This is a genomic window from Pelorhabdus rhamnosifermentans (assembly GCF_018835585.1).
GTDB lineage: Bacteria > Bacillota > Negativicutes > UMGS1260 > UMGS1260 > Pelorhabdus > Pelorhabdus rhamnosifermentans.
This window is the reverse complement of sequence record NZ_JAHGVE010000079.1, coordinates 1-743: the sequence shown is the minus strand read 5'-3', so window position 1 is coordinate 743 and position 743 is coordinate 1. Positions and strand designations below refer to the sequence as shown.

Below are 743 nucleotides of genomic sequence, written 5' to 3'. Positions count from 1 at the left end.
AGTGTTCCTATTGATCCGAATTCTTTAGTAAAACATTATAATAACGGCATTTTGGAAGTCAAATTGGCACGGGTAAACGAACAACAATAGGAGAGTTTTGCAAGTAATGGGGAAAAACGAGGTGGTATCTTGATTTACCTGAGATAGATATGAGTCAAGATTATTTGCCATATGGATTACTGCGGGATTGGATAGTATCAATGGATAATTTTTACAAGTATTAGCCGAGATTGAGCCATCAGCTATCCGGGAAGTTTTTGTGAGCTTGACGGACTTGAAAAATTTAAAAATGTTAATGTTGTAGTGGCAACAAATGGCCGGATTTAATTGACGAAGCGCTGTTTCGACTGGGATGGTTTATGAAAATTTTCCTTATATCGTTGGCATTAAAGAATGCTTGGTTTCATATACAAAAGTACAAGGATTTATTAAAGATGTTACAAGGGGGAAGGTTGATGGCGAAAAGGGTGGTTAGTATCCCTAAGTCGCTGTACGAATCTATGCAAGGTAGATATTTTCTGGGACAGACCGATGTCGTAAGCTTTGTTGACGGCAGAAATGCATGGGGTGGATTATTAAACCCAATCGATTCTCAAGTAAAATTATTTGTAAATGTATTCACTATTACTAACATATCTGGAACGGATTTTTTGGCCGAAATTTGGGTTAATTCCCAAATGCCAGGGACAGAAACTGCTTCCAATCTGGTAACGCCGTCTAATATGACATTATTTATGAACCGG

The 743-nt window shown here is 37.7% G+C and carries 1 protein-coding gene; it reads left to right on the top strand.

The features are described from left to right. Window positions 1–455 precede the first annotated feature (455 nt). On the top strand, window positions 456–743 hold a 288-nt coding region (locus Ga0466249_RS25820; RefSeq protein WP_246589064.1), incomplete at its 3' end, for a DUF6143 family protein.